Annotated in this window: 23 protein-coding genes; 5 read left to right on the top strand and 18 right to left on the bottom strand. The window is 32.5% G+C overall.

Going from position 1 to position 22,584, the window contains the following annotated elements:
- Window positions 1–146: 146 nt before the first annotated feature.
- From tuf to rpsO, 4 genes are all read right to left on the bottom strand, one after another.
- Window positions 147–1,334 (bottom strand): elongation factor Tu, encoded by a 1,188-nt coding sequence (gene tuf, locus ABWU86_RS00875; protein WP_053950214.1) that lies wholly within the window; start codon window positions 1,332–1,334, stop codon window positions 147–149.
- A 180-nt stretch (window positions 1,335–1,514) separates the two neighbouring features.
- Window positions 1,515–2,429 (bottom strand): hypothetical protein, encoded by a 915-nt coding sequence (locus ABWU86_RS00870; protein WP_293793663.1) that lies wholly within the window; start codon window positions 2,427–2,429, stop codon window positions 1,515–1,517.
- Between the two features lie 25 nt (window positions 2,430–2,454).
- Window positions 2,455–4,146, bottom strand: a complete 1,692-nt coding sequence (locus ABWU86_RS00865) for a ribonuclease J (protein WP_353320950.1) — start codon at window positions 4,144–4,146, stop codon at window positions 2,455–2,457.
- Between the two features lie 164 nt (window positions 4,147–4,310).
- Window positions 4,311–4,580, bottom strand: a complete 270-nt coding sequence (rpsO, locus tag ABWU86_RS00860) for a 30S ribosomal protein S15 (protein ID WP_034531743.1) — start codon at window positions 4,578–4,580, stop codon at window positions 4,311–4,313.
- A 270-nt stretch (window positions 4,581–4,850) separates the two neighbouring features.
- Here rpsO and rpsT point away from each other — a divergent pair, with 270 nt between their 5' ends.
- Entirely contained in the window at window positions 4,851–5,099 is a 249-nt protein-coding gene (gene rpsT, locus ABWU86_RS00855) for a 30S ribosomal protein S20 (RefSeq protein ID WP_053950217.1), read from the top strand.
- A gap of 70 nt (window positions 5,100–5,169) precedes the next feature.
- Here the strand turns inward: rpsT and holA are convergent, their stop codons facing one another.
- The 12 genes from holA to ABWU86_RS00795 all read right to left on the bottom strand — a co-directional run bounded on the left by holA (window position 5,170) and on the right by ABWU86_RS00795 (window position 16,721).
- Window positions 5,170–6,198, bottom strand: a complete 1,029-nt coding sequence (holA, locus tag ABWU86_RS00850) for a DNA polymerase III subunit delta (RefSeq protein ID WP_353320948.1) — start codon at window positions 6,196–6,198, stop codon at window positions 5,170–5,172.
- Entirely contained in the window at window positions 6,195–8,318 is a 2,124-nt protein-coding gene (locus ABWU86_RS00845) for a DNA internalization-related competence protein ComEC/Rec2 (protein ID WP_353320946.1), read from the bottom strand. The genes holA and ABWU86_RS00845 overlap by 4 nt, the downstream gene beginning before the upstream one ends.
- 90 nt (window positions 8,319–8,408) lie before the next feature.
- Window positions 8,409–8,888 (bottom strand): ComE operon protein 2, encoded by a 480-nt coding sequence (locus tag ABWU86_RS00840; protein WP_053950220.1) that lies wholly within the window; start codon window positions 8,886–8,888, stop codon window positions 8,409–8,411.
- Between the two features lie 49 nt (window positions 8,889–8,937).
- Entirely contained in the window at window positions 8,938–9,582 is a 645-nt protein-coding gene (locus ABWU86_RS00835; RefSeq protein ID WP_353320944.1) for a ComEA family DNA-binding protein, read from the bottom strand.
- Between the two features lie 49 nt (window positions 9,583–9,631).
- Window positions 9,632–10,687, bottom strand: coding sequence for a SepM family pheromone-processing serine protease (locus ABWU86_RS00830; RefSeq protein WP_353320942.1), 1,056 nt, complete (start codon window positions 10,685–10,687; stop codon window positions 9,632–9,634).
- Window positions 10,688–10,689: 2 nt separating this feature from the next.
- A complete protein-coding gene (gene coaD, locus ABWU86_RS00825; protein ID WP_353320940.1) occupies window positions 10,690–11,166 on the bottom strand; it encodes a pantetheine-phosphate adenylyltransferase in 477 nt (158 codons plus the stop codon).
- 5 nt (window positions 11,167–11,171) lie between these two features.
- Window positions 11,172–11,726, bottom strand: a complete 555-nt coding sequence (gene rsmD, locus ABWU86_RS00820; RefSeq protein WP_293793645.1) for a 16S rRNA (guanine(966)-N(2))-methyltransferase RsmD — start codon at window positions 11,724–11,726, stop codon at window positions 11,172–11,174.
- 12 nt (window positions 11,727–11,738) lie between these two features.
- A complete protein-coding gene (locus ABWU86_RS00815; protein WP_293793644.1) occupies window positions 11,739–12,017 on the bottom strand; it encodes a YlbG family protein in 279 nt (92 codons plus the stop codon).
- An 18-nt stretch (window positions 12,018–12,035) separates the two neighbouring features.
- Window positions 12,036–13,259 (bottom strand): FtsW/RodA/SpoVE family cell cycle protein, encoded by a 1,224-nt coding sequence (locus ABWU86_RS00810; RefSeq protein WP_353320937.1) that lies wholly within the window; start codon window positions 13,257–13,259, stop codon window positions 12,036–12,038.
- A gap of 122 nt (window positions 13,260–13,381) precedes the next feature.
- Window positions 13,382–15,220, bottom strand: a complete 1,839-nt coding sequence (gene typA, locus ABWU86_RS00805; RefSeq protein WP_053950227.1) for a translational GTPase TypA — start codon at window positions 15,218–15,220, stop codon at window positions 13,382–13,384.
- Window positions 15,221–15,523: 303 nt separating this feature from the next.
- Window positions 15,524–15,802, bottom strand: coding sequence for a UPF0223 family protein (locus ABWU86_RS00800; RefSeq protein ID WP_353320935.1), 279 nt, complete (start codon window positions 15,800–15,802; stop codon window positions 15,524–15,526).
- On the bottom strand, window positions 15,795–16,721 hold the full coding sequence (locus ABWU86_RS00795; RefSeq protein WP_353320933.1) for a Rossmann-fold NAD(P)-binding domain-containing protein: 927 nt from the start codon (window positions 16,719–16,721) through the stop codon (window positions 15,795–15,797). Before ABWU86_RS00795 ends, ABWU86_RS00800 begins: the two co-directional genes overlap by 8 nt.
- Before the next feature lie 136 nt (window positions 16,722–16,857).
- On the opposite strand from ABWU86_RS00795, the gene def reads away from it, so the two are divergent.
- A complete protein-coding gene (def, locus tag ABWU86_RS00790; protein WP_293793638.1) occupies window positions 16,858–17,421 on the top strand; it encodes a peptide deformylase in 564 nt (187 codons plus the stop codon).
- A 32-nt stretch (window positions 17,422–17,453) separates the two neighbouring features.
- On the opposite strand, the gene ABWU86_RS00785 is transcribed toward def, so the two are convergent.
- Complete coding sequence (locus ABWU86_RS00785) at window positions 17,454–17,882, bottom strand: hypothetical protein (protein WP_353320931.1); 429 nt, start codon at window positions 17,880–17,882, stop codon at window positions 17,454–17,456.
- A 159-nt stretch (window positions 17,883–18,041) separates the two neighbouring features.
- On the opposite strand from ABWU86_RS00785, the gene ABWU86_RS00780 reads away from it, so the two are divergent.
- The 3 genes from ABWU86_RS00780 to ABWU86_RS00770 all read left to right on the top strand — a co-directional run bounded on the left by ABWU86_RS00780 (window position 18,042) and on the right by ABWU86_RS00770 (window position 20,927).
- Entirely contained in the window at window positions 18,042–18,257 is a 216-nt protein-coding gene (locus ABWU86_RS00780; RefSeq protein ID WP_053950232.1) for a DNA-directed RNA polymerase subunit epsilon, read from the top strand.
- Window positions 18,258–18,259: 2 nt separating this feature from the next.
- Window positions 18,260–19,942, top strand: coding sequence for a ribonuclease J1 (rnjA, locus tag ABWU86_RS00775; protein WP_293793636.1), 1,683 nt, complete (start codon window positions 18,260–18,262; stop codon window positions 19,940–19,942).
- A 76-nt stretch (window positions 19,943–20,018) separates the two neighbouring features.
- On the top strand, window positions 20,019–20,927 hold the full coding sequence (locus tag ABWU86_RS00770) for a diacylglycerol/lipid kinase family protein (protein ID WP_293793635.1): 909 nt from the start codon (window positions 20,019–20,021) through the stop codon (window positions 20,925–20,927).
- 28 nt (window positions 20,928–20,955) lie between these two features.
- On the opposite strand, the gene arcD is transcribed toward ABWU86_RS00770, so the two are convergent.
- Complete coding sequence (gene arcD / locus ABWU86_RS00765; RefSeq protein ID WP_293793633.1) at window positions 20,956–22,383, bottom strand: arginine-ornithine antiporter; 1,428 nt, start codon at window positions 22,381–22,383, stop codon at window positions 20,956–20,958.
- Window positions 22,384–22,584 lie beyond the last annotated feature (201 nt).

The raw sequence follows: 22,584 nt of genomic DNA, 5'->3' as shown, positions 1-22,584 counted from the left end.
AAATATAATTTTTACAATTGTTCTTCTAATTGCGCACTTCTATATTTTAACGTAATGCAGGTTAAAAGTAAATAATTAAAGGTTTATCCGTAATTTTATGTACAAAAAAAGATTCAGATTAGATCTGAATCTTTTTTAATCAAATATTAGTCTTCGATGTCTGAAACAACACCGGCACCAACAGTGTGTCCACCTTCACGAACAGTGAACTTAGTTCCTTGTTCGATGGCAACTGGTTTAGTTAGTTCAACGTTGAATTCAACGTTATCACCAGGCATAACCATTTCAACACCTGCTTCTAGTTCGATAACACCAGTAACATCGGTAGTATGGAAGTAGAATTGTGGGCGGTAGTTTGAGAAGAATGGAGTATGACGTCCACCTTCTTCTTTACTTAGAGCATATACTTGAGCCTTGAACTTAGTGTGAGTCTTGATTGAACCTGGAGCAGCAATAACTTGTCCACGAACAACTTGTTCACGGTTAACACCACGAAGTAACATACCAACGTTATCTCCGGCTTCACCTTCGTCAAGAGTCTTACGGAACATTTCTAGACCAGTAACAGTAGTCTTTAGAACGTCTTCAACAAGACCGATGATTTCAACTTCATCACCAACAGCAACTGCACCACGGTCGATACGACCAGAAGCAACAGTACCACGACCAGTGATAGTAAATACATCTTCAACAGGCATTAGTAATGGTTTTGAAGCATCACGTTCTGGAGTTGGGATGTATTCGTCAACAACATCCATAAGGTGTAGGATAACATCTTTTTGTTCTTGGTCATCTTGTAGAGCTTTTAGAGCTGAACCACGAACAACTGGAATATCGTCACCAGGGTAATCGTATTCTGAAAGTAATTCACGTACTTCCATTTCAACTAAGTCAACTAATTCGTCATCGTCAACTAAGTCAGTCTTGTTTAAGAATACAACGATGTATTCAACACCAACTTGGCGAGCTAGAAGAATGTGTTCACGAGTTTGTGGCATAGGACCATCAGTTGCGGCAACAACAAGGATGGCACCATCCATTTGAGCGGCACCAGTGATCATGTTCTTAACGTAATCAGCATGTCCTGGGGCATCAATATGAGCGTAATGACGCTTTTCAGTTGAGTATTCAACGTGAGCAGTGTTGATTGTAATACCACGTTCACGTTCTTCTGGAGCAGCATCGATTTGAGCGTAATCAGAAGCGTCTGCTAGACCCTTTTCTGAAAGCACTTTAGTGATAGCTGCAGTTAAAGTAGTCTTACCATGATCAATATGGCCAATAGTACCAATATTTACATGGGGTTTTGTTCTTTCATAATGTTCTTTTGCCATTTATGAAAACCTCCTATAAATTTCGAAAGATTTACATTAACAAAGCTAATGTATTCTTTATGATTTATTATACTACATCTTCTCAAAAAGACAAAATCACAATATCAGTCTCAAGAAGAATTCCTTTAATATTATAGCCACTGTCTTTTTATTTGTAAATACATTTAATGACTTTTTATTTTATTTAATTAAACTAAATTCACGCTTAATAATTTCAATGTATTTTTGATAGTCATCTTCACCTGATAAATCATATTTTTCAGGTGTTAAATATGATTCCAATGACAGTCTATACCATCGTTTATAATCATAGATGATTTCGTCATTAAATGGATACATTAATATTGCTTGATGTTGGAAATAGCTTCCCAATAACATCATCTTTTCAGGATCACTCATGTAATCTTCCAATAATTTATTATGGATGTATTTATATGATTCCATTTCATCCAATGATTTAACATTAGATAACTCTACTTTTCGTGATGTTTTATCAATCCACAACATATCCACATTATCTTCACAGCCGACTTTTCTTAACGTGTCGATAACCTCTGATTTAATTATTGACTGGACAAACGGATCCATCAGAACAAATCTACTATACTTAACAAATTCTACATATGGCAGATGTTGTCCCGCTAAAAAGGCCTCTTTTTGCCAGTATAGAGTTTGTTTGTTACTAATATGATAATACTTTTGTGCTTGTTGTCTGACTGATTCAGCAGAATTCATTAAGATATCTTCTTCTGCTTTTTCAATTAAATTCATTCCAACATTAAAAAATAATTCTTCACTTTTAAGACTGACCACTATTTCTCTAGCTTTAATAAATTCATCATTCTTAATAAGTACTTTTAACATCAAAGCAAAATCTTTTTCATTCTTAATAAACGCGTTGGGAAACTCAATTACTTCTTTTTTAGCCTCAATATACTGTTTCAATTGAAAAAGAGATTGAACTAATAAAACTTCAATCTCTTCGTTTGGTTTAATTTCCAAGTAATCTTTGGCTTGATTAGCTGCTAATTGATATTTTCCATCACTAATATTTTTAGTAATTTTTTCTATCAATTGTGAATTGTCTTCATTCATCAAATCACTCCGAATTTATACCGATTTATTTTTGTGGACGCTTCTTTTTGTGGTGTTGGTTTACTTCCATGATAACTGGAAGAATTACAGGTCTTCTCTTAGTCTTATCGAATAAGAAATGGCTGATTTTTTCTCTAACTGATTGTTTCAAATGACTCCAATCAAATTCCTTATTATCAAGATTTAATTGAATTGTGTTAGAAACAATTTCAGCAGCTTCATTCATTAAATCTTTGTTGGACTTAACATAAATAAATCCTCTTGAAGTAATTTTAGGACGAGAGATAATGATTTTTTTCTTTCTATCGATAGTAACAACGACAATAAAGATTCCATCTTCAGATAAAACTTTTCTATCACGAAGAACAATATTACCGATGTCACCCACACCGATTCCATCAATCATTGTGTTTCCTGCTTCAACTGCATTACCATGATGGAACTTACTTCCATCATATTCAAGAACTTCACCCTTGCTAACAATTAGAACATTCTCATCAGAAATTCCCATGTTCATTGCAGCCTTTCTACTTTCATTCATCATCATGTATTCTCCGCTAACTGGAATGAAGTATTCAGGTTTTAATAAACTGATTAACATTTGAATGTTTTCAGCACTTGCGTGGTCTGACATATTTAATTCATGTGAAATAACCTTAACAGTTCCATCTGCTTGATAGACCATGTCATCAGTTTTTGCCATAGCATTATCCATTGCTGGTGATGGTGAAGTAGCAACTAAAACAACATCGCCAGGTTCAATGTTGACGTTCTTTTCTTGTTGAGCAGCCATTCTTTGAATAACCTTAATAGGTTCACTGATTGGATTGCTTTCAAGTACAACAATTTGATCTCCATCAAGATTATCTAAATCTTTTACATCTTTGATTAATAAATCGTCTTCAGCAGTTACATATCCTAAATCCATTGCAATTTTAATCTTTGGATCTAAGTTATGACCAACGTATACTTTTCTTTCAGAATTCATCGCAGCATCAAAGATTTGTTGAATACGTAATAAGTTAGCTGAGTTAGCAGCAACAATCACACGACTCTTACTATCTTTAAATGTGTTTAAAATTGATTGTTCAACTTGAATTTCATTGGCCATTGGGAACGGATTGTCAGCATTTTGTGAGTCTGATAACAAAGCGATTACCTTTTTGCTTCCAACCTTAGCAATTGAGCTGTAGTCAGTTGCAAAGCCATTTCTTAATGCTGGGTCAAACTTAAAATCCCCAGTGTATACAATTTGCCCTTCTTCAACAGATAAAGCAATTCCCATTGAATCTGGTACAGAATGACTAGTTTTGAAAAAGTTAACAGTTACATCATCAAAGATGATTTCGCTTTTTTCATTAATAACATTGAAGTTATCAAACTTTTTAGATCTTTCGTTGTTTTTAACTTCATATTTGGCCATTTCTACAGTAAGTTTTGAACCAAACACAGGAACGTTAAATTCACTTACAAAATATGGTAAGGCTCCAATAGAATCCATATCACTATTTGATAGGAATACCCCAATGATTTTATCCTTGTTTTCTTTTAAGTAAGAAAAATCAGGAATAACAACATCAATTCCTAACATATCATTTTCTGGGTATTTTAAACCACAATCTAAAACATAAATGCCGTCATTAATTTCAACAGCATACAAATTCTTACCGCTTTCCCTTACTCCTCCTAAGGGAATAATTTTTACACTATTTTTCATGATTCACCTCATACTATATTTATGTACTTTTTATTATGAAATAGTTTAATTTCAATACGATCAAAATAACTAACTACAGTGTATCATACTTTTAAATTTATTTATAACTCTTAAATGTTTATGTATAAAAAAATGGGGCTGCTCATAAGCAGTCCCATTAGATATTAACGACGTAGACCTAAACTCTTGATTAAATCACGGTAACGTTGAACATCAGTGTTACGTAAGTATCTTAGTAAGTTACGACGGTGACCGATTTTCTTTAACAAACCACGTTGTGAATGAAAATCCTTCTTGTGTTCTTTCATGTGACCATTAATTTCATTAATGTCAGCAGTTAGTACAGCAATTTGTACTTCAGCAGAACCAGTATCACCATCATGTCTAGCATACTTCTTGATGATGTCGTTCTTTTCAGCTTGTGTTAGAGCCATTATGTTTCCCACCTTTCAAAATTGAATATACCAAATACTGAGTAAAGCGTCGATGAGAATAACGACAAAACTAAGTATAGGTACTGTAGTTCTAAACTACTTTATTAATAGTACTCTGATTGCTTTTAAATATCAAGGCAATCGTATAATTATTCGCCAAACTTTGGATTTATATAATTCTATTGCTTTTTTAAGTTGTATTTTGTATAATTAAAGGCGTTGAAATTTAAGGATTTTAAATAAAATTCGACTTTTTTGGAGGTGAATTTCATGCCTGTTATTAAATCTGCTATCGAACGTGTAAAAACTAATGAAAAAGCAAACAAACGTAACGCTTCTCAACTAAGCAAGATGAGAACTGCTGTTAAGAAGTTTGAAAAAGCTGATGTAAATGCTGACAACCGTGAAGAATTATTCAACAACGCTGTTAGCGCATTAGACCATGCTAAGTCAAAAGGCTTAATCAAAGCAAACACTGCTGCACGTAACAAATCACGTCTAGCTAAACTAAACAAATAAAAAACTCAGTTATTGCTGAGCTTTTTTTATTCAAAAAGGACATCCCTGCTATGGGATGTCCTTTTTTGTTTTAATTAATTTGATTATCAACAAATTTAAGCGTAAACATTTGGAATAGTAGTTCAGGAGATTCCTGTGTAGATTTCAATTTTGTTTCTAAATCCACCAAACCTAAATATGCATCACTTAATGACTTAAAGCTATATTTTCGTATATTTTGCATTGCTAGTTTTGCACGATAAGGATGAACCCCTAGTTTTGTAGCAATGTTACCTTGACTATAACCCTTATTAGCTAACCCCATCACTTGGATTAATAATCTAAATTGAGATATTAACGCTCCATTGATTTGTAATGGTTCTTGATCTTCTAGCAATAGATTACGATATAAATCGATAGCTTCCTTTGAATTCTTTTTCATTACTAAATTAATTAAGTCAAAGACATTTTGATCCAAAGATTTAGCTACTAGACTGTTAATTGCATCGATTGTAATCACTTTATCATTTTGACAATACAACAACAGCTTAGGAATTTCATTCATTGCTTTAGATAAATCGCCAGAAACCCTCTCAATGAAAGATTGTAATGTTGAATTTTCAATTTGATATCCAGCATTTTGAATAAAATTACTTACATATGTCGTAACTGCTTTTTCATCTATTTGACTAAAATCAATAAATTCAGCTGATTTCTTTAATTCTTTTGTTAATTTCTTTCTAGCATCTAATTTGTTATATGGTGCGATTATAACCATAATCGTACTATCAACAGGATGAGTAATATATTCTAAAAAACTGTCTAAGTCATGATCAACAGAATTCTTCGTATTATCACCTGTTAAAAAATATGGATTAGTGATGAACACAAGTCTTTTTTCACCAAAGAAAGGAAAAGATGCAGCATCTTCTACAGCCACAGCAACATTTTGACTTTCCATATCGTAACTAGCGAAGTTCATTGTTTTTTCTTCGTCAGGAATAATCTTATAAAATTCTTTTTTTAATTGTTCAATTAAGTATTCTTCTTGCCCCAATATTAAGTATATCGGTTTAAGATTATTATTCTTTATATCTTTTTTTACTTCGTTAACATTCATTGTACTTCTCCTTGCAGCTCAGTTATCCAGTGGCTGCCCAATAATCCATATCTATATGATATCATACCCTGATTTTGTGTGTTTAAGTATCCAATATGATTTAATTTTAGCCTATCCAGCGTTTCCACATTAGGATGATGGTAACGATTATTTCTCCCAGCTGAAATAATCGCCATTTTCGGATGAATTGATTTTAAAAATTGGTTTGAACTAGAATTTTTACTACCGTGATGGCCCAGTTTTAAATAATCTGCTTTTAAGTTCTTATATTTATTTAAGATATCTAGTTCACCAGAAGAAGGTAAATCTCCCATAAATAACCACTTCTTATTATTCATTGTTGTTCCCAATACAATTGAATCATCATTAGATCCAGGTCCTGGTTTAAATGGATGATAAATATAAAAAGGAAAATCACTAACATGTTGACCCGCTAAAACCAGTTGCATTTTCGTTCTTTTCATATCTTTCTTGATTCTATCCATTAACTGCTTATTGTTTTGCATCCCTGATCCGACAATCAATCTTTTTACATGTAGCTCTGACAAGAAAGCACCAGCATCTCCTGTATGATCAAAATCTTGATGTGTAAAAACAAGATTGTCGATATGACTAATCCCTATACTTTTTAAATAATTAATGGATGTTTTCGGTGCTTGATAATGAATCGTATTTTGGTCGTTAAAATTTATTTTCCCACCAGTATCAATAACAGTTATTGAAGTGTTAAATGGTGTACGAACTAAAATGTTATCTCCTTGTCCGACATCAAAGAAAGAAACTTCTCCTTGGATGGGATAATGAATCCATATAAATGATCCTACGTATAAAAGAATTAACAATAATGTTTTCTTACTTTTGTAATTATCCAATACCAGTAAAGTAACCACAAATATGCATGTGGTCACTAATATATTCGGCTTACCAAATACAATTTCACCTGGTAAATTACCTACCAAGTTCAAACCATTATCAAACAACTTCAATCCCATTGCCACGAATCCTGCAATAATTTTAGTCAGTGGATATGTTACTAACGCTATCAATATTGATGGCATCACAACGATTGAAAAGATTGGAATCACTAAATAATTCGCGAACATAGTTAACATATGCCACTCATATAGTTTATAAATTACAAATGGCAAACTAACTAAATTCATCATAATGGTTTGCTTTATAGTGCTCATCCCACTGGTATATATAAGTGCAAATGCAAGTGCATAACTCAACTGGCTGCCGAACTGTGTCAACATCATTGGTTGAAGAAATAAATTAACCATCAATGTAATACTGTAAATATCTAATGATGTAATATTCCTTTTAAATAAAGAGAAAATCATTCCAATTTCCACTGATAAAATTGACCTTAATAGCCCGACAGAAGAACCAGCGATAATAAAATAAGTCGGTAAAAATAAACAAGTTATAACCAATCTAGTTTCTTTAGTTATTTTTAGCCTTTTTAATATCATTGATAATAACGAGACAATATAAAAAACATGGAGACCTGAAATACTGAACAAGTGAATTAATCCTAATGTTTTTACACCGGTTAACTCGTCGTTAAATGATGAATCCATCGATCCGAGAAATAAGCTTTTGGTATAAACATCTAACGGATTCGGTAATTGGTCTGCGAAATCCATCATCTGTTTTCTGAAGTAGTGCAACCATTCAATAATTTTATTACCATGAGAACTCTTAAATGATTTGATTCTATTGATAGCAAGCTTATTCATAACTCCTAAGCTCTTGTAATAGCTACTTGAATCAAACTGATTAAAATTACGTGGACCATCAATTTGAGTAATCTTTCCATCAACTTCAATTTCACATGCAGTAGATCTGTTTAGTAATCTTTTGTCATTTCCAAACGCTAAATACTTTTTATTTCCTTCCGTTGATTTAAAAATGCCATAGTATCCTTGCTCCGTTTTTTTTATTTCATCAGGATAAATAATCAACGTAGTACTAATTGATTTATCTTGTTCTACTAAATTATGTTTTAACGATAAATTAGTATAAATACATACAAAAACAAAAATAACCACTATTAAAGTGGTTATTTTACTTACGGTGATGATTTTTAATTTTAGAATTCTTATTATCCAAAACATTAATAAAATCAATCCTAGCCTTATATCACCAAAGAAAATAATACTTATTATGCCCATCATTACAGATGGAAAAATATATAAATTATCTATTTATTTTGGTAAATAAGAGCCAAATTCGATTTGTTTGATAGTTTCTTCATCCAAGGTAACTTGGTTCAATTCAACGTTATTTTGTTTAATTAATGAAACTGCATATTCATCATTATGGTAATTACGAAGGTAATTAATTTTAGTGATTCCCGCTTGAAGTAAAACCTTTGTGCATGGTAAGCATGGAAAATCAGTTACATATATTTCTGCTCCATCTGTGGATTCACCAAATTTAGCACACTGTGATATAGCGTTCATTTCAGCATGGATTGTTCTTAAACAATGTCCATCCCTCATATAACATCCTACATCTATACAGTGTTCATCTCCGGCGACTGAACCGTTATAACCACCCGCTATAATTCTCTTATCTCTTACAATTGTGGCACCCACAGATAGTCGATTACAAGTTCCTCTTGTGGACAAAAGAACTGCTTGTAACATGAAATATTGATCCCATGGAATTCGATGCTTTGTCATGATTAGATTCTCTCCCTTGTTAATCTATTGTTATATAGTATAACAAAAATTAGATTGTTAAAGAATCTTTTAATCTTTCGAAAGTTTTTTCACCAAAACCACTAATTTGTTTTATTTCATCAATAGAATGAAAACCGTTGTGTTGATTGCGATAGTCGATTATCTTTTGCGCCATTTTCTCGCCCACTCTATCTAATTTTTGCAGTTCCTCGGAATCCGCTTTATTTATATTAACCTTTTCCTCATCCTTAGGACTACTATCCATTAGGTTGTTTTTAGGAGCTTGACCAACCTTATAAACAATAATCATATCTTGATCAATTAACTGTTTTGCCAGATTAACTGCAGATTGATCAGCATCTTTTTTAAATCCACCGGCTTCTTTAATTAAATCAGTAACCCTACTGCCCGCTTTCATCTTGTATACACCGGGATTATTTACTTCACCTTTAATATCGATATACATTTTCTTTGTACTGTTAGTAGATTCAACAACGCTACTACTTTCTACACTCGTACTTTCGATTGATGCCGTATCATTTTGTACAATATTACTATCATTTTGCCTAGTCAAAGCAACTACCAAAAATAGTCCTAAGCTAAAACATCCTAGTAGTAATCCAATCAATATTTTATATAAATGCTCATCAATTATTTCTTTTAAATGCGTTGAATATTCAATGATCTTATTCACCTTTTCCTCCCCTCCATATTTTTATGTACGAAAAAAGGATGTAAAATTTTTACATCCCTTTAATTTTAGCTAATTTATTTAGTGCATCTTTAAATGAGGTTACTGGAATAACTTTCATATTAGGTGCGTATTTTCTTGCTGTTTTTACTGCCATTTGATAATTAGTCATATGCTGATCTTCATATTTTAAAACTTCTTTGGTTGGCTTTACGTACGGAGCCAAGAAATATTTTGCTCCAGCATCTCTAGCAGCGATGATTTTTTTATCGATTCCACCAATTTCACCAACATTACCTTGATCATCAATCGTTCCAGTTCCGGCAATGTTTTGCGATTTCCTTATATTCTTACCAGATAGTTGTTGATAGATTTGCAATGTAAACATCAATCCAGCAGATGGTCCCCCAACGGCACCTGGATTAACATTGATTGGCAACGATGTTGAAACCTGATTATCATCTTGTAAAATGATTCCAATTCCTGCTTTATCGGTTCCAGCAAGTTTGTAAAGTTTCTTGGTAATTTGAATTTCTTTTCCGTTTCTATAAACAGTCAGTGTCATCTTATCGCCAATTTTCTTAGTTTGAACATACTTTCTAAAGTCTGCTGAATTTTTAAATTGATGATGATTTAATGAAACAATTAAGTCGCCCACTTTAACGTGTTTATAAAAATTAGACTTAGAATCGACATCTAAAACATAAATGCCTCGATATGATAAAGAAACCTCTTTATGAGCTGCTTTAAAAGCATTATATACTGCATTATTTATCGCACTTTCCATATAAATATTTTGCAGGTTAAGATAGCTTTGTTGGTCTTGGTTTCCAGTTACGTCACCAATACTTTCAATTTCTTCATGTGGATTAAACTTAGCTAGAAGATATGTAACAACAGAGGCCTGAGATTCACTAACAGTAGTAAACATAAACTTGCCTTTATATTTATCACTGTGATTTGGAATAGAGACCACATGTTTTAAATTAGGCGCTGTTCCAGGCCCTTCAATATAATTAGGTAATATTGGTAAATTAACTAATATTGATAATCCTATCAATACCCCTAATATGGAAAATATTTTAAGTTTTTTGTGTTTTCTAAACATTTTTATTTCATCTTCTTTTTTAGGGATTTTGAAACATTATCAGGTACAAATTCTGAAATATCTCCGTTAAAATGAGCTATTTCTTTAATTAAGCTGGATGAAACTGATTGATACTTAGGCTTTGTAATCAAAAATACTGACTCAATTGATTTATCTAAGTTATGATTCATTGTTGCAATGGCACTTTCATTATTAAAATCAGATGAATTTCTTAATCCTCTAACAATTACCGTTGCCCCCATTTTTTTAGCTAGTTCAACGGTTAACCCTTCCGCCATCACAACAGTTACATTATCAAGATCTTTAATATTTTCTTCAATTAATTCAATCCTTTCTTCAAAAGAGAAAATACCATTTTTGCTTGTATTTTTGGCAACAGTCACCACTAGTTCATCAAACATTTTACTAGCACGCTTGATTAAATCTAAGTGACCATAGGTAATCGGATCAAAGCTCCCCGGAAATATTGCTTTTGTCACAGATATCACCCCTTATTTTTATAAATTGAAATAATAGTTATTCCATATTTCTTTTGCTTAATTAAACTAAACCCGTCCACATCGTCTTGAAGACTAACGTTATCATCGGTTTCACAGATTACAATTCCTGATTCACTAAGAAGACCATTACTTTTAATATACTCCAATTGTTCTACCATTTTTTGATCCTTATATGGTGGATCTAAAAATATAAAATCGAATTTAGTGTCGTCATTAGCAAATTTTTCTAACGCTAAATCTGAATCCATTTTATATACTTGAAAGCTATCTTTTTCCTTAGTCATCTCAACATTTTCTTTAATTGTTTTAATCGCTAAGTATTGGTGGTCAACCAATATAGCTTTCTCGATTCCTCTGGATACTGCTTCAATTGCCACAGAACCTGATCCAGCATATAAATCTAAAAAAGTCCCACCATTAAAAAATGGTCCAATCATGTTAAATAAAGATTCTTTTACCTTGTCAGTTGTTGGTCTAGTTTTACTACCAGGAACCGGTTTTAAACTACGGCTACCAAACTTTCCAGATACCACTCTCATTATAAATACTCCTTAGTAATCTTCATCGTCATCAACTTCATCGAAATCATTAGCTACAGCAAGTTCATTAGCTATTTGTTCGTATGGAGTTTCTTCTACTTTTTTGACGATTCTTAATGAACTGATTTTTTCTTTTACCCATTCATAATTGTCAGCATTAACATACATAACTACATAATGCATCTTTTGTGATACATAATATATCAATCCGTATTTCTTTAATTGTCGAACTTGTTTGGTTGAATATACATAAACAATTAAGCTTTTTCTATCTTCAATTGCACCTGACAAAACGTTACCTCCGCATGATTAATTTAATTTGTGTTTTCTTTGAATTTTTTGTTTTGCACTAATAACTAATAACATTCCGATACAAAGAGCAAGGGTTAGCATACTTGAACCCCCGTAACTAATAAATGGGAAAGTAACCCCTGTAATTGGTAATAGTCCAATCACTCCACCAATATTGAAGTATGATTGAACAAGTAAGTATGTTCCAATTCCATATGATACCAAGGTGTCATATGTGTTATTTGATCTAATTCCCAATTGGAAAGCTTTTACGATAATAATAAATAATAAAGATAAGATTAATAGTACTCCCACTAATCCTAACTCTTCTGAAATTACGGACATGATGAAATCGGTATTTGGTTCAGGTAAATATCCTGTCTTTTGAATGCTGTTCCCTAAACCAACACCAAAAATACCACCATTACTTAATGCGTAATATGAATTAACAAGTTGATGTCCGATTCCTTGTTCATACCTAAATGGATCTCCATATGCTAATATACGTTGGATTTGGTAATTAGATGACCCATTTCTAAAAATAAATAATGCTGTTTTTAATATAATCCATCCACCAACAATCATGCTGGAAGAAATTAATGTGGCACCCTTCCAATTCATTCCTGAGGCAAAAATAATCACAATAAAAATTAATGCATTGATAATGGTTCCACCTAAATCTGGCTGGATTAAAATTAACCCCAGCATAACAAAAACAAAAATACTGTGAGTAATAACTTTGGTTTTTTCATTATTAATTAATTCATTTTCATGATTAGCCAAAATGTTAGACATCACTAGAATAATATAAACTTTTGCGGTTTCAGCTGGTTGAATATGTAATGGTCCAATTGGAATCCATCCAGCAGCACCATTAACAGAATGACCAAATGCCTTTAGCCAAATAAGACCAATAAACATTGCTGCCCAAAAAATAAATAAAACCCGACCGTTTCTGACAAACATATTTTGACCACATAAGCAAATTAATACAATGATTAAACTAAAGACGACAAACATACTTTGTCTTATTAGATATCCAGTTGGTGATCCTCCAATTTGAGTTGCAATATTAGAACTTGCAGAATAGACCATTATAATTCCAATTACAGACAACATAATATAAGGAATAAAAATGTAATAATCCATTGCATCAATATTTGTTTTTAATATTTTCATGTGTTTACTTAAATTCGTGTGTTTAAAAATGTTTTTTAAGCTGTGATAAGCTGACTTAATCATAAGTACATCTCCATATTACCCATTTGAATATTACTAATATTATAGCATATCTGTTTGTGAGCTTATCATAATTTCAATGCACAAAAAAAGGATGAACATTAATGTTCATCCTTTTAAGCGTATTAGCTGTTATGACGTCTACGCTTAGCTTGTTTTTCACGTTCGTTAGTGTTTAGAATTTCTTTTCTTAAACGAATGTTTTCTGGTGTAACTTCACAAAGTTCATCTTCATTTAAGAATTCTAGAGATTCTTCAAGAGTTAAGTGTTGTGGTTCCTTAATCTTAGCAGTTTCATCCTTAGCAGAAGCACGAACGTTAGTCATTTGCTTACCTTTAGTGATGTTAACTGAGATATCGTTATCACGACTGTTCTTACCAACAATCATACCTTCGTATACTTCAGTACCTGGATCTACGAAGATAGTACCACGATCTTCAATACCCATAGTAGCGTAAGTAGTTGTCTTACCTTCGTTAATTGAAACTAAGGCACCATTTCTTCTACCTGGGTTCCAGTTCTTGATAACTGGTTGGTAACTGTCGAAAGTATGGTTCATAATTCCGTAACCACGAGTGATTGAAAGGAATTCAGTTGAGTAACCAATCAAACCACGTGAAGGTGCAAGGAATGTCAAACGAGTTTGACCATTTCCAACACTTTCCATGTTTTGCATGTTACCTTTTCTTTCTGATAATGTTTGAATGATAGTACCAGAGTATTCATCTGGAGTATCGATTTGAACTGATTCAAACGGTTCACATTGTTGTCCATCAATTTCTCTAATGATAACTTGTGGACGTGATACTTGTAATTCGTATCCTTCACGTCTTAAGTTTTCAATTAAGATTGATAAATGAAGTTCACCACGACCAGATACAGTCCATGAACCTGGTTGATCAGTTTCGTCAACACGTAGAGAAACATCGGTGTGTAATTCTCTTTCTAGACGGTCTTGTAGTTGACGAGCAGTAACAAACTTACCTTCTTTACCAGCAAATGGTGAAGTGTTTGTTCCGAATGTCATTTGTAGAGTTGGTTCGTCAATTCTTAGAATTGGAAGTGCTTCTTGAGCTGAAGGATCAACTACAGATTCCCCAACGTTGATTTCTTCCATACCAGAAATGGCAATTAAGTCACCTGCTTTGGCTTCTTCAATGTCTAATTTCTTAAGACCAAAGAATCCCATAAGTTTAGTAACACGGAAGTTTTGAGTAGAGCCATCAAGCTTCATAACTGTAACGTTGTCACCAACCTTGATTGTACCTCTAAAGATACGACCAATACCGATACGACCAACGAAGTCGTCATAGTCAAGCATAGCAACTTGGAATTGTAGTGGTTCATCTGAGTTGTCTTCTGGAGCTGGGATAGCTTTAACAATTGTGTCAAAGATTGGCTTCATAGTGTGTTCTTGAGTTGATAGGTCTTCGTCGTAACTTGAAGTACCGTTCATAGCAGAAGTGTAAATAACTGGGAAGTCTAGTTGATCATCATCAGCACCTAATTCAATAAATAGGTCTAATACTTCATCAACAACTTCGCTAGGACGAGAACCTGGACGGTCAACCTTGTTAATAACAACAACAGGTGTTAGATGTTGGTCTAGCGCTTTTTTCAAAACAAAACGAGTTTGTGGCATAGTACCTTCAAAAGCGTCAACAACTAAAAGAACACCGTCAACCATTCTCATAATACGTTCAACTTCTCCACCGAAGTCAGCATGTCCTGGTGTATCCAAGATGTTAATTTGTTTATCTTGGTATCTAACAGCAGTATTCTTTGAAAGGATTGTGATACCACGTTCCTTTTCAATATCATTAGTATCCATGGCACGATCTTCAATTTGAACGTGTTCATCTAAAGTATCTGATTGCTTTAGTAGTTCGTTAACCAAAGTTGTTTTACCGTGGTCAACGTGGGCAATAATAGCAATATTTCTAATATCGTCTCTTGTCTTCATTATGAGTTTCCTTCCCTTCGAAGCATAAATATTTGTTTCTATAATACTTAGCAACTCGGACCGAGTTTATTACGTTAAATAATTAAATTTGCATAAAAAAACTGTGACAATAGTCACAGTCGGAACTTAACCAAATGTTAGAAAAGTTCTTTTGTGCAATCTTCGTCGCTACCAATACAGTTATTGATAATACCACACAAAAAGTAAATACGTCAATATTAGAAACCTTATTGAAATGCTTAATTATTAGCGTTTAATAACTATTCTCATTTGATAAATATTTATATATTATAAAAAACTAATTTAATCCATTTTGACGTTATTTTTTTTGACCGATTGAGCAGCTTTAAATGTTTTAAATAAACTATATCCAGAAATATTTGCGAAATCGCGATCAATTTGCTTTTGTTCCATTTTAGCTGGATTAATTATCTGAAACTTTTTATACAAATCAACAATGTTTTTAGCGTTAGATCCATTCGGATTCTCATACGCTTCTTCAACTGAATTGTATAGTTGCATCATAGTCATTAATTCTTCTTTGCTCCAATCTTCAAAGATTGGATATGAGTAATTATTCATCTTGTTCTCTACTACCTTCTACAATTAAATTAATTATGTCGATAACTTCTTGTTTTGATTCCAAATAAACTTGATTTTCTTTATCAGAAAGAACCAGTTCAACTGTTGATACCATCCCTGTATGGTTTAGCATAACTGGTTCACTCACCGCAGTAACGTCATCATTTAAATTAACAACGTGTCCTACACTAGCTAAACAAGGTTTTTCCATAAATATTGCATCCAAGATCATCAAAATAGCCTTCATCTGAACAACTTCATCAAAATGATTTTGGCTTAAGATTTCTTCGGCCTTGGCAAATATTTCTGTACTAAATAAATTATTTGGATTAGCTAAATACGAAAGAATTGGTGATTGACCAATATAAGCTCTACTCCAAGTAATCAGGTTGGTTGATTGATTCCCCACGACACTCACATTAATGTCAGACAAACTAATATTAAAATATCTTCTTAATAGATGCTTCAATAAAAGTGTCTTCCCAAGTAATCCTGTTGAAATAACCGTATTTGGTTCTTTACCCGAAAACTTAGTGGCGAAATAATTAAGAATTTCGTCATAGTAACCATTAATTAGAATTTTTCCGCTAAATCCACCTTTGATAGCTAAATTTAGTGAAGTTCTGAATTGATCTAAATACGGAGAAAGAAAATTAACCACTTCTTCTTTATCTTTTAAATCATCTTCCGGAAATGGATATAAATACATAAATCCATCAAAGTCATGGTAATCAACATTATCATCATCTATTGCTACATCAAAATTTTCGCACAACAAACGTGATTTAATATTGCTGATAAAATCATCCATATTATGATTAAGAATTGTTAAATGAACTGGATAATCTATAAAAAGCATACATTCAACTAGTGCTTTTATTCTATCTTGATCACCGTCAACTACTAAATTAGTATTCATAATCTGCCTCCGAAATAATAAGTAATGTAATTATACCACGAGTCAAAAAAAGGCATCTTTTTTATCTTCCGTTTAATAAATTCGTTTTGATATATTATGGTATAATGGATTAATAAATAACTGGGAGGTCATTCACGTGATATTAATGAAAGACATCGTTCGTGATGGTAATAAAGTACTTAGAAAACAAGCCGAAAAGGTTGAGTTTCCACTTAGCGATGAAGACAAAAAATTAGCCGAAGACATGATGGAATACTTAGAAGTAAGTCAAGATCCTGTGCTTTGTGAAAAATACAAACTAAGAGCTGGTGTTGGACTTGCTGCACCACAAGTTGGTGTTTCAAAAATGATGGCATCTGTTCTTGTTCCTAACGACTTTGAAGGTGACGGAGAACCAATCTTTAAAGATGTAATTATTAATCCTGTTATTTTATCTAGTTCTGTTCAAAGATGTGCGATTACTGAAGGTGAAGGATGCTTATCAGTTGATGAAGATGTCCCTGGTTTTATTCACCGTGCCGCAAGAATTACATTAAAATACCAAGATGTTAATGGTGAAGAACATACCATTCGTTTGAAAAACTATCCTGCTATTGTTTGCCAACATGAAATTGATCATTTACATGGTACTTTATTCTACGATCACGTTGATAAAGAAAATCCATTTTCAAAAGTTGATAACGACTTATTCATTGAATAATAAAGAAAGCACAGACATATTGTCTGTGCTTTTTAATTTACATTTTTTAACTTTTCCATATCTAAAACATATTCGTAAGTAGCCAGGTTTAATAGATATGCTAAATCAATATGAATATAGTTATCTCTATTGTAGTGATCTGTCATAACAATTTTATGGTTCCATTTTCCAGATTTATTAATACTCTCAATTTCATCAGTAATTGTCTGGATTAATTGATTATCAGCTTCAATCACATATTCAAAAACATAAATATTTCTTTCCCAAATTTCAGATAAATCATTAATTTTAAAGATTTTTATTTTGCATTTTTCTCCTGCTGATTCCATTAAATCATTTAAAACTGAGATTGTTTCACTTTTGCCAGCATCTTTGGGTCTTGTGATAAAAAAATAATGAATTAAATTATAACCAACAACCGCGATTATAAATCCAAATAATATTTCCAAAAATAACTTCATCACATTTACCTCCCCGACCATTTATTTCTTTTAATTCTATCATTTATGTTCGTTTATTGGTTACTATACTTATCAATATTAATATGATAAAATTAAATCAATTAGTTGTGTACCACACAATCGCACGGTTAAAAAACATAGAAGGAGATTGTATTTTTTATGATATTTAAAGTTTTATACCAAGAAGATAACAAAGCAAATCCTAAGAGAGAGTTCACTAAAGCACTATACGTGGAATGTGATACAGAAGTTGAAGCAAGAGAACTTGTTGACCAAAACACTGATCACAACATCGAATTTATCGAACCTCTAGAAGGAAACCACTTGGCTTACGAACAAAAGAGCCCAGATTTTAAAATTACGGAGTTTAAATAATTATGAACAAACTAAACGTCAAAAATAACGAAACTGCTATTTATGGCGTTGGTGGACTTGGTGAAATTGGAAAAAACACTTACGGTGTTCAATTTCAAGATGAAATCATTCTAATAGATGCTGGAATTAAGTTCCCAGAAGATGATTTATTAGGGGTAGATTATGTTATCCCTGATTACCAATATCTAGTAAAAAACAAGGACAAAATCAAAGCATTAGTTATTACCCACGGACATGAAGATCATATCGGTGGTGTTCCTTACTTAATCCGCGATTTAAATGTTCCTATTTACGCTGGTCCATTGGCGTCAGCACTTATCAAAAATAAATTAGAAGAACATGGATTATTAAGAAGTACAGAAATTCACGAAATCAATCCAAAAACTGTTCTAAAGTTTAACAAAACCAAGGTGTCATTCTTCAGAACTACTCACTCAATTCCAGATACGTTAGGAATTGCTGTGCACACCCCTTCTGGAGTTATCGTGGAAACTGGTGATTACAAGTTTGACTTAACACCAGTAACGAGACAGCCGCCTGATTTACAAGAAATGGCTAGATTAGGTCGAGAAGGTGTACTTTGTTTAATGTCTGACAGTACTAATGCTGAAAGACCTGTCTGGACTAAATCAGAAAGTTGGATTAGTTCAGCTGTTGAACATATCTTCGATGAAGAAACTGGTAGAATCATTTTCGCCACTTTCGCATCTAATATTTCTAGAATTAAAACCGCCTGTGATGCTGCTATTAAGCATGACAGAAAAATTGCAGTTTTTGGTAGAAGTATGGAAGCTGCCATTGTTAATGGTCAAGAGTTAGGATACTTAAACGTTCCTGAAGGTACTTTCGTTGATGCTTCTGAACTACAATCACTACCAGCTGAAAAAACATTGATTTTATGTACTGGTTCTCAAGGTGAAACTATGGCTGCACTATCTAGAATAGCTAACGGTACTCACAGACAAATTGCTATTCAACCAAATGATACTGTTGTTTTCTCAAGTAACCCTATTCCAGGTAACACTGTTAGTGTTAATCGTGTTATCAATGAATTAGAAGAAGCTGGTGCTAAAGTAATTCATGGTAAAATTAACAAAATTCATACATCTGGACATGGTGGTCAAGAAGAACAAAAGCTAATGCTTAGTTTAATGAAACCTAAGTATTTCATGCCAATTCACGGTGAATTTAGAATGCTTAAGATTCACACTGAGTTAGCAGAACAATGTGGCGTTCCAATGGAAAATAGCTTCATCATGAAAAACGGTGATGTTTTAGCTCTTACCAAAGACTCTGCAAGAATTGCTGGTCACTTTGCTGCTGGAGATGTTTACATCGATGGTAACGGTATTGGTGATATTGGTAACGTTGTTCTTAGAGATCGTCAGTTACTATCAGAAGAAGGTTTAGTTGTTGTTGTTGCAACAATAAATCTAAAAGATCAAGAAATTCAATCAGGTCCTGACCTACTATCCAGAGGTTTTGTTTACATGAGAGAATCAGGTCAATTACTAGATGAAGGTAGAAGATTAGTCTTCAGAACAATCAGAAGAGCTATGCGTAACAAGAACGCTAACGAATCTAGTATTAGAAATGCTATAATCGATGACTTACAAGAATTCTTATACAATAAGACTGAAAGACACCCTCTAATTTTACCAATGTTAATTATGAACAAAAAATAATTTACAATTGATAATTATTAAAAAACGAATTCTTAGTAGAATTCGTTTTTTTATTTAAAAGAAAGGAGAATGTTAATTGAATAATTACTTTCTAGTTGTTTTAAATCCAGTTGCTAACCGACGCAAAACAAAAAATCAATGGCCAGAAATCAAAAAACAATTAGACCGTCTAGAACTTAATTATAAATTGAAGATATCAAGGCACCCTCTTCACTTAATTTCAATTGTTTCGCACCATTTAATAATAAACAATCGAATTGATAATCTACCTAAGGGAATTATCGTGATTGGTGGAGATGGTACTGTTCATGAAGCTATCCAAGGTGTTAAAGAAGCTCAAAAAGTAGATCAACAAATTCCAGACATTCCAATGTCAATTATCCCTGCTGGCTCTAATAATAACTTCTTTAACCACTTAAAAAAGCAATTTAACATGAAAGCTAACATCGCAGAAACAATGGATAATCCTAAAATTCTAATGCATGATGTTGGATTATTCACTGAACATATTAAAAAACAAGATGGCATCTTTTTAACCAATTTAGGAATTGGTTTAGACGCCAATGTCTTTAGCTTAAAAAATAATTTTAGAACTCATAAAATCAACTTAAAGACTCGTTTTCAATACTACTTATCCATCATTCCAACTATCTATAATCTAAGTACGTTCCCAGTGATTATTAAAGCGGATGATAAAAAATATGAGTTAAAGAAAGCCTTTATGGTTTCCGCCACCAATAATAACGATACTAATGAGGTCGATTTAATGGTTTTAAAGAGAAAAAATATTGTTCAACTATTTTTCGTCTTAATGAAAGTTATCTTTAAACATCATCTAACCGTTAAGTCAGCTTTTAAGATTCACAGTTCTAATATCAGAATTGAAATTCCTTCTCTAGAATATGGCCACGCGGATGGTGAAACATTGGGTAGTAGATTCTATGATTTAGAATATTATAAAACTAAATATCCATTTTTAGTCTAAAAAAAGAGTGATAAATATCACTCTTTTTTTAAAACGTTATTTTACCTGTAGCAATCTCATAAATAGCTAAGATGGCTAAAATTAGCAGAATAAAAGCAATTACTGCTTCGATCTTAGTAAAGACATGTTTATTTTTATTATCATATTTTTGTAAGTAGTAATATACAGGGATTCCTAATGCAAACAAGATGGTTGTCATTAAGATATAGTTCAATCCAGCTGCATATAATAACCAACATGCATAGATACTTGATACTATTCCTAAGAAAATGTTTCTCTTTCTATCGTTTAGGTCTTTATTTAAGTATGAATACTTAACTTGATAAAACGCGGAGAAAGCATATGGAATTAAAACTGCCGCACTAGAAATAGATAGGAATAGATTATATGCACTAGATGCCACGAAGAATGAAATCATAAATAACTCAACTAATACGTTAGTAAAAATCAATGAATTAATTGGCGTTCCATTCTTGTTTTCCTTTGCAAATACCTTAGGGAATGATCCAACCTTTGCAGCTTCATATGGTACTTCAGCCGCAAACATTGTCCATGATAACCATGCACCTAACACAGCAATAATTAATCCAACATTAACCACTACTGCTCCCCATTTACCTACAAGATGTTGTAGTAAATCTGCCATTGCTGGTTGTCCTAAGCTAGCAAGTTGGGCTTGATGCATAACACCAAATGAAAGCAAAGTAATTAACATATAAATTAAAGTCACTGTGATGATTCCTAGAATTGTAGCTCTTCCAATATCTTTTCTTTTTTTAGCATATCCAGAGAAGATAACAGCTCCTTCAATCCCAGAGAATACAAATACAGTAACTAGCATGGTACTTTTCACTTGAGCTAAAACATCGGAAAAATTAAACGCTTTATTCCCAGTTAACCAAAAGTCACTTGTGAAAACATTTAATTTAAATGATAGAAATACTATTAAGATAAATAATAGGATTGGAATTAATTTGGTAATTGTTATAATTGTGTTAATGAATGAAGCGGAATGAATCCCACGGGACACTAAGTAGTGACCACCCCATAAAATAATTGATGAAGCAATAAATGATACTAAGTTATGACCGTTATCAAAAATAGGAAAGAAATATGTTAGTGCACTCATCAATAAGATTGCATAACTGATATTACCTAGCCATACTGATAACCAATATCCCCATGCGGAATTAAATCCAATATAGTGACCAAACCCAGCATCTGCAAAACTATAAATTCCAGCCTGTAGGTCAGGTCTTTTGTTAGTTAAATTTTGAAATGTGAAAGCCAAAGAGAGCATCCCAATTGCAGTAATAATCCAACCAATAATAACTGCACCAACACCAGCTTGTGATGCCATATCGTGCATAAGGTTAAAAATACCTCCACCGATGATTGAACCAATTACTAAACCAATTAGTTCCGTTAAATTAAGCTTTTTAGCGGAATTATTCATTATATCTCTCCTTTAATATATTTTTAAAACAACTAAATATTATACCGCATTTAGCACCCTTTTGTCATATAAAAAGAAGCGACTATTTAAGTCGCTTCTTTTTATTTCTTCAAAATTTCATTAATCTTAGCTAATTCATCTGGTGAAAATTCTAAGTTGTCTAATGCTTTTAAATTAGATTCTAGATGTTTTGGATCAGAT

The sequence above is a fragment of the Apilactobacillus pseudapinorum genome (genome assembly GCF_040369555.1).
Lineage (GTDB): Bacteria > Bacillota > Bacilli > Lactobacillales > Lactobacillaceae > Apilactobacillus.
The sequence above is the reverse complement of the archived record's forward strand: the minus strand, read 5'-3'. Positions and strand labels throughout refer to the sequence as shown.

Coding starts and splice junctions, on each gene's coding strand:
- rsmD (WP_293793645.1), bottom strand. CDS start 11,726: ATGAGAGTGGTATCTGGAAAGTTTGGTAGCCGTAGTTTAAAACCGGTT.
- ABWU86_RS00845 (WP_353320946.1), bottom strand. CDS start 8,318: ATGTTTTGGATAATAAGAATTCTAAAATTAAAAATCATCACCGTAAGT.
- ABWU86_RS00810 (WP_353320937.1), bottom strand. CDS start 13,259: ATGATTAAGTCAGCTTATCACAGCTTAAAAAACATTTTTAAACACACG.
- typA (WP_053950227.1), bottom strand. CDS start 15,220: ATGAAGACAAGAGACGATATTAGAAATATTGCTATTATTGCCCACGTT.
- ABWU86_RS00840 (WP_053950220.1), bottom strand. CDS start 8,888: ATGACAAAGCATCGAATTCCATGGGATCAATATTTCATGTTACAAGCA.
- holA (WP_353320948.1), bottom strand. CDS start 6,198: ATGAATGTTAACGAAGTAAAAAAAGATATAAAGAATAATAATCTTAAA.
- ABWU86_RS00795 (WP_353320933.1), bottom strand. CDS start 16,721: ATGAATACTAATTTAGTAGTTGACGGTGATCAAGATAGAATAAAAGCA.
- ABWU86_RS00870 (WP_293793663.1), bottom strand. CDS start 2,429: ATGAATGAAGACAATTCACAATTGATAGAAAAAATTACTAAAAATATT.
- ABWU86_RS00800 (WP_353320935.1), bottom strand. CDS start 15,802: ATGAATAATTACTCATATCCAATCTTTGAAGATTGGAGCAAAGAAGAA.
- ABWU86_RS00830 (WP_353320942.1), bottom strand. CDS start 10,687: ATGTTTAGAAAACACAAAAAACTTAAAATATTTTCCATATTAGGGGTA.
- rpsT (WP_053950217.1), top strand. CDS start 4,851: ATGCCTGTTATTAAATCTGCTATCGAACGTGTAAAAACTAATGAAAAA.
- ABWU86_RS00785 (WP_353320931.1), bottom strand. CDS start 17,882: ATGAAGTTATTTTTGGAAATATTATTTGGATTTATAATCGCGGTTGTT.
- ABWU86_RS00780 (WP_053950232.1), top strand. CDS start 18,042: ATGATATTTAAAGTTTTATACCAAGAAGATAACAAAGCAAATCCTAAG.
- arcD (WP_293793633.1), bottom strand. CDS start 22,383: ATGAATAATTCCGCTAAAAAGCTTAATTTAACGGAACTAATTGGTTTA.
- rnjA (WP_293793636.1), top strand. CDS start 18,260: ATGAACAAACTAAACGTCAAAAATAACGAAACTGCTATTTATGGCGTT.
- tuf (WP_053950214.1), bottom strand. CDS start 1,334: ATGGCAAAAGAACATTATGAAAGAACAAAACCCCATGTAAATATTGGT.
- ABWU86_RS00865 (WP_353320950.1), bottom strand. CDS start 4,146: ATGAAAAATAGTGTAAAAATTATTCCCTTAGGAGGAGTAAGGGAAAGC.
- rpsO (WP_034531743.1), bottom strand. CDS start 4,580: ATGGCTCTAACACAAGCTGAAAAGAACGACATCATCAAGAAGTATGCT.